This window comes from Micromonospora sp. AMSO12t (assembly GCF_008806585.1).
Lineage (GTDB): Bacteria > Actinomycetota > Actinomycetes > Mycobacteriales > Micromonosporaceae > Micromonospora > Micromonospora reichwaldensis.
On the sequence record NZ_WAAS01000365.1, the window covers coordinates 1 to 5260 of the forward strand.

Here is a 5260-nt window from a genome sequence, read left to right on the forward strand (position 1 = left end):
TGGTCTTGGATTCCTTTGGCAACACTTTTTGTTGTCGGGACAGTTTTTCAACAAGTTTTTGTTGGAGAGTTTGATCCTGGCTCAGGACGAACGCTGGCGGCGTGCTTAACACATGCAAGTCGAGCGGAAAGGCCCTTCGGGGTACTCGAGCGGCGAACGGGTGAGTAACACGTGAGCAACCTGCCCTAGGCTTTGGGATAACCCTCGGAAACGGGGGCTAATACCGAATAGGACCACCGGTCGCATGGTTGGTGGTGGAAAGTTTTTCGGCCTGGGATGGGCTCGCGGCCTATCAGCTTGTTGGTGGGGTGATGGCCTACCAAGGCGACGACGGGTAGCCGGCCTGAGAGGGCGACCGGCCACACTGGGACTGAGACACGGCCCAGACTCCTACGGGAGGCAGCAGTGGGGAATATTGCACAATGGGCGGAAGCCTGATGCAGCGACGCCGCGTGAGGGATGACGGCCTTCGGGTTGTAAACCTCTTTCAGCAGGGACGAAGCGTAAGTGACGGTACCTGCAGAAGAAGCACCGGCCAACTACGTGCCAGCAGCCGCGGTAAGACGTAGGGTGCGAGCGTTGTCCGGATTTATTGGGCGTAAAGAGCTCGTAGGCGGCTTGTCGCGTCGACCGTGAAAACTTGGGGCTCAACTCCAAGCCTGCGGTCGATACGGGCAGGCTAGAGTTCGGTAGGGGAGACTGGAATTCCTGGTGTAGCGGTGAAATGCGCAGATATCAGGAGGAACACCGGTGGCGAAGGCGGGTCTCTGGGCCGATACTGACGCTGAGGAGCGAAAGCGTGGGGAGCGAACAGGATTAGATACCCTGGTAGTCCACGCTGTAAACGTTGGGCGCTAGGTGTGGGGGGCCTCTCCGGTTCCCTGTGCCGCAGCTAACGCATTAAGCGCCCCGCCTGGGGAGTACGGCCGCAAGGCTAAAACTCAAAGGAATTGACGGGGGCCCGCACAAGCGGCGGAGCATGCGGATTAATTCGATGCAACGCGAAGAACCTTACCTGGGTTTGACATGGCCGCAAAACTCGCAGAGATGTGAGGTCCTTCGGGGGCGGTCACAGGTGGTGCATGGCTGTCGTCAGCTCGTGTCGTGAGATGTTGGGTTAAGTCCCGCAACGAGCGCAACCCTCGTTCGATGTTGCCAGCGCGTTATGGCGGGGACTCATCGAAGACTGCCGGGGTCAACTCGGAGGAAGGTGGGGATGACGTCAAGTCATCATGCCCCTTATGTCCAGGGCTTCACGCATGCTACAATGGCCGGTACAATGGGCTGCGATACCGTGAGGTGGAGCGAATCCCAAAAAGCCGGTCTCAGTTCGGATCGGGGTCTGCAACTCGACCCCGTGAAGTCGGAGTCGCTAGTAATCGCAGATCAGCAACGCTGCGGTGAATACGTTCCCGGGCCTTGTACACACCGCCCGTCACGTCACGAAAGTCGGCAACACCCGAAGCCGGTGGCCCAACCCTTGTGGAGGGAGCCGTCGAAGGTGGGGCTGGCGATTGGGACGAAGTCGTAACAAGGTAGCCGTACCGGAAGGTGCGGCTGGATCACCTCCTTTCTAAGGAGCACCTTCACCCGAAAGGGTGCAAGGAGCCCGCGGCCCGCGAATGTCGGGTCGGGGTGCTCAATGGCGGAGACACTGGCGAGTTTTTTCCTGGCAACGGCCGGGTTCTTCTAGTACAGCTGCCCTCGGGTGGTGGGAACGGAGTCCTGGTGCGGCTGGGAGAAGGCGGATAGCACCCTGTTGGGTCCTGAAAGAACAACCGTTGGTTGTTTCTTTCGGAGCCTTGAGCGGAACCATGGTGTTCCGCAGGCTGCCAGGCATGGCCTGGTGTGGCATACCGCCGGCGGTGGTCGGGTTTGGTGTCGCACGGATCGGGTTGTGGGTTGGTCGTTTGTTGAGAATTGCACAGTGGACGCGAGCATCTTTGTGGTCAAGTTGTCAAGGGCGAACGGTGAATGCCTTGGCACCAGGAGCCGATGAAGGACGTGGGAGGCCGCGATAGGCCTGGGGGAGCTGTCAACCAAGCTGTGATCCCAGGGTGTCCGAATGGGGAAACCTGGCTGGAGTCATGTCCAGTCACCCACACCTGAACACATAGGGTGTGTGGGGGGAACGCGGGGAAGTGAAACATCTCAGTACCCGTAGGAAGAGAAAACAATTTAGTGATTCCGTGAGTAGTGGCGAGCGAAAGCGGATTGAGGCTAAACCGGTTGCGTGTGATACCTGTCAGGGGTTGCGTGGTCGGGGTTGTGGGACCCTGCTGAACAAGCTGACACTTGTTCGAGAAGTTACAAAGTCAGTGGCTAGTCGAACAGTCTGGAATGGCTGACCGTAGACGGTGAGAGTCCGGTAGGTGAAAGTTGCTGACCTTCTGTGGGTGTTCCCGAGTAGCGGCGGACCCCTGAAATCTGCCGTGAATCTGCCAGGACCACCTGGTAAGCCTAAATACTTCCTGGTGACCGATAGCGGACGAGTACCGTGAGGGAATGGTGAAAAGTACCCCGGGAGGGGAGTGAAATAGTACCTGAAACCGTTCGCCTACAATCCGTCGGAGCCTTGCGGGGTGACGGCGTGCCTTTTGAAGAATGAGCCTGCGAGTTAGTGGCATGTGGCGAGGTTAACCCGTGTGGGGGAGCCGTAGCGAAAGCGAGTCTGAATAGGGCGTTCAGTCGCGTGTCCTAGACCCGAAGCGGAGTGATCTAGCCATGGGCAGGCTGAAGCGCGGGTAAGACCGCGTGGAGGGCCGAACCCACCAACGTTGAAAAGTTGGGGGATGACCTGTGGTTAGGGGTGAAAGGCCAATCAAACTCCGTGATAGCTGGTTCTCCCCGAAATGCATTTAGGTGCAGCGTCGCGTGTTTCTTGCCGGAGGTAGAGCACTGGATGGTCTAGGGGGCCCACAAGCTTACCGAAATCAGCCAAACTCCGAATGCCGGTAAGTGAGAGCGCGGCAGTGAGACTGCGGGGGATAAGCTTCGTAGTCGAGAGGGAAACAGCCCAGATCACCAGCTAAGGCCCCTAAGCGTGTGCTAAGTGGAAAAGGATGTGGGGTCGCATAGACAACCAGGAGGTTGGCTTAGAAGCAGCCACCCTTTAAAGAGTGCGTAATAGCTCACTGGTCAAGTGGTTCCGCGCCGACAATGTAGCGGGGCTCAAGCACACCGCCGAAGCTGTGGCATTCACATTTTTACCTCGCTTGGACTTGATTCCTTGTGCAGGTGTGTGGATGGGTAGGGGAGCGTCGTGCCGGGGGTGAAGCAGCGGGGTGACCCAGTTGTGGACGCGGCACGAGTGAGAATGCAGGCATGAGTAGCGAAAGAAGGGTGAGAAACCCTTCCGCCGGATGACCAAGGGTTCCAGGGCCAGGCTAATCCGCCCTGGGTGAGTCGGGACCTAAGGCGAGGCCGAGAGGCGTAGTCGATGGACAACGGGTTGATATTCCCGTACCCGCGAAAGAGCGTCCCTGATGAACCTCGTTGTGCTAACCACCCGAACCGGCTGCGATCTTCGGATCAAGGTTGGGGAGCGTGGGAACCTGGCGGGTAGTAGTCAAGCGATGGGGTGACGCAGGAAGGTAGCTGAGCCCGGCCGGTGGTTGTGCCGGGGTAAGCGTGTAGGCCGGTGTGTAGGCAAATCCGCACACCATTAGGGCTGAGACGTGATGCCGAGCCGATTCAGGTGAAGTCAGTGATCCTATGCTGCCGAGAAAAGCCTCTAGCGAGTTCTTAGCGGCCCGTACCCCAAACCGACACAGGTGGTCAGGTAGAGAATACCGAGGCGATCGGGCGAACTGTGGTTAAGGAACTCGGCAAATTGCCCCCGTAACTTAGGGAGAAGGGGGGCCGGAGACGTGAAGCCCCGCGCGGGTGGAGCGTTGTATGGCCGCAGAGAGCAGGGGGAAGCGACTGTTTACTAAAAACACAGGTCCATGCGAAGAAGTAATTCGATGTATATGGACTGACGCCTGCCCGGTGCTGGAACGTTAAGGGGACCTGTTAGCTCTTTTGGGGGCGAAGCGGAGAACTTAAGCGCCAGTAAACGGCGGTGGTAACTATAACCATCCTAAGGTAGCGAAATTCCTTGTCGGGTAAGTTCCGACCTGCACGAATGGCGTAACGACTTCCCCACTGTCTCAACCACAGGCCCGGCGAAATTGCATTACGAGTAAAGATGCTCGTTACGCGCGGCAGGACGGAAAGACCCCGGGACCTTTACTATAGCTTGACATTGGTATCCGAATTAGCTTGTGTAGGATAGGTGGGAGCCGGTGAAGTCCATACGCCAGTATGGGTGGAGGCAATCTTGAAATACCACTCTGGTTGATTTGGGTATCTAACTTCGGACCGTTATCCGGTTCAGGGACAGTGTCTGGTGGGTAGTTTAACTGGGGCGGTTGCCTCCTAAAGGGTAACGGAGGCGCCCAAAGGTTCCCTCAGCCTGGTTGGCAATCAGGTGTTGAGTGCAAGTACACAAGGGAGCTTGACTGTGAGACTGACAGGTCGAGCAGGGACGAAAGTCGGGACTAGTGATCCGGCACTTGCGAGTGGAAGCGGTGTCGCTCAACGGATAAAAGGTACCCCGGGGATAACAGGCTGATCTTCCCCAAGAGTCCATATCGACGGGATGGTTTGGCACCTCGATGTCGGCTCGTCGCATCCTGGGGCTGTAGCAGGTCCCAAGGGTTGGGCTGTTCGCCCATTAAAGCGGTACGCGAGCTGGGTTTAGAACGTCGTGAGACAGTTCGGTCCCTATCCGCCGTGCGCGTAGGATACTTGAGAAGGGCTGTCCCTAGTACGAGAGGACCGGGACGGACGAACCTCTGGTGTGCCAGTTGTCCCGCCAGGGGCACGGCTGGTTAGCTACGTTCGGAAGGGATAACCGCTGAAAGCATCTAAGCGGGAAGCTCGCTTCAAGATGAGGTATCCCACCCACTTTGTGGGGTAAGGCCCCCAGCTAGACGACTGGGTTGATAGGCCGGAAATGTAAGCCCGGTAACGGGTTCAGTTGACCGGTACTAATAGGCCGAGGACTTGACTACTAAGCTGCTACGCGTCCACTGTGCAACTCTCGATAAACGAACAACAGACCACGTGGTTGGTGTTGTTTGATATGTCGATAGAGTTACGGCGGTCATGGCGGAGGGGAAACGCCCGGTTACATTCCGAACCCGGAAGCTAAGCCCTCCAGCGCCGATGGTACTGCACTCGGGAGGGTGTGGGAGAGTAGGACACCGCCGGACAA

Annotated in this window: 3 rRNA genes; all 3 read left to right on the top strand. The window is 57.7% G+C overall.

The window, feature by feature from the left end:
- The first annotated feature begins 58 nt into the window (after positions 1-58).
- Positions 59-1573 (top strand): 16S ribosomal RNA (locus F6X68_RS30385).
- A 374-nt stretch (positions 1574-1947) separates the two neighbouring features.
- A 23S ribosomal RNA gene (locus F6X68_RS30390) occupies positions 1948-5057 on the top strand.
- Between the two features lie 84 nt (positions 5058-5141).
- Positions 5142-5258: ribosomal RNA gene (gene rrf, locus F6X68_RS30395) — 5S ribosomal RNA — on the top strand.
- Together the 16S, 23S and 5S rRNA genes form the textbook arrangement of a ribosomal RNA operon.
- The last annotated feature ends 2 nt before the right edge of the window (positions 5259-5260 follow it).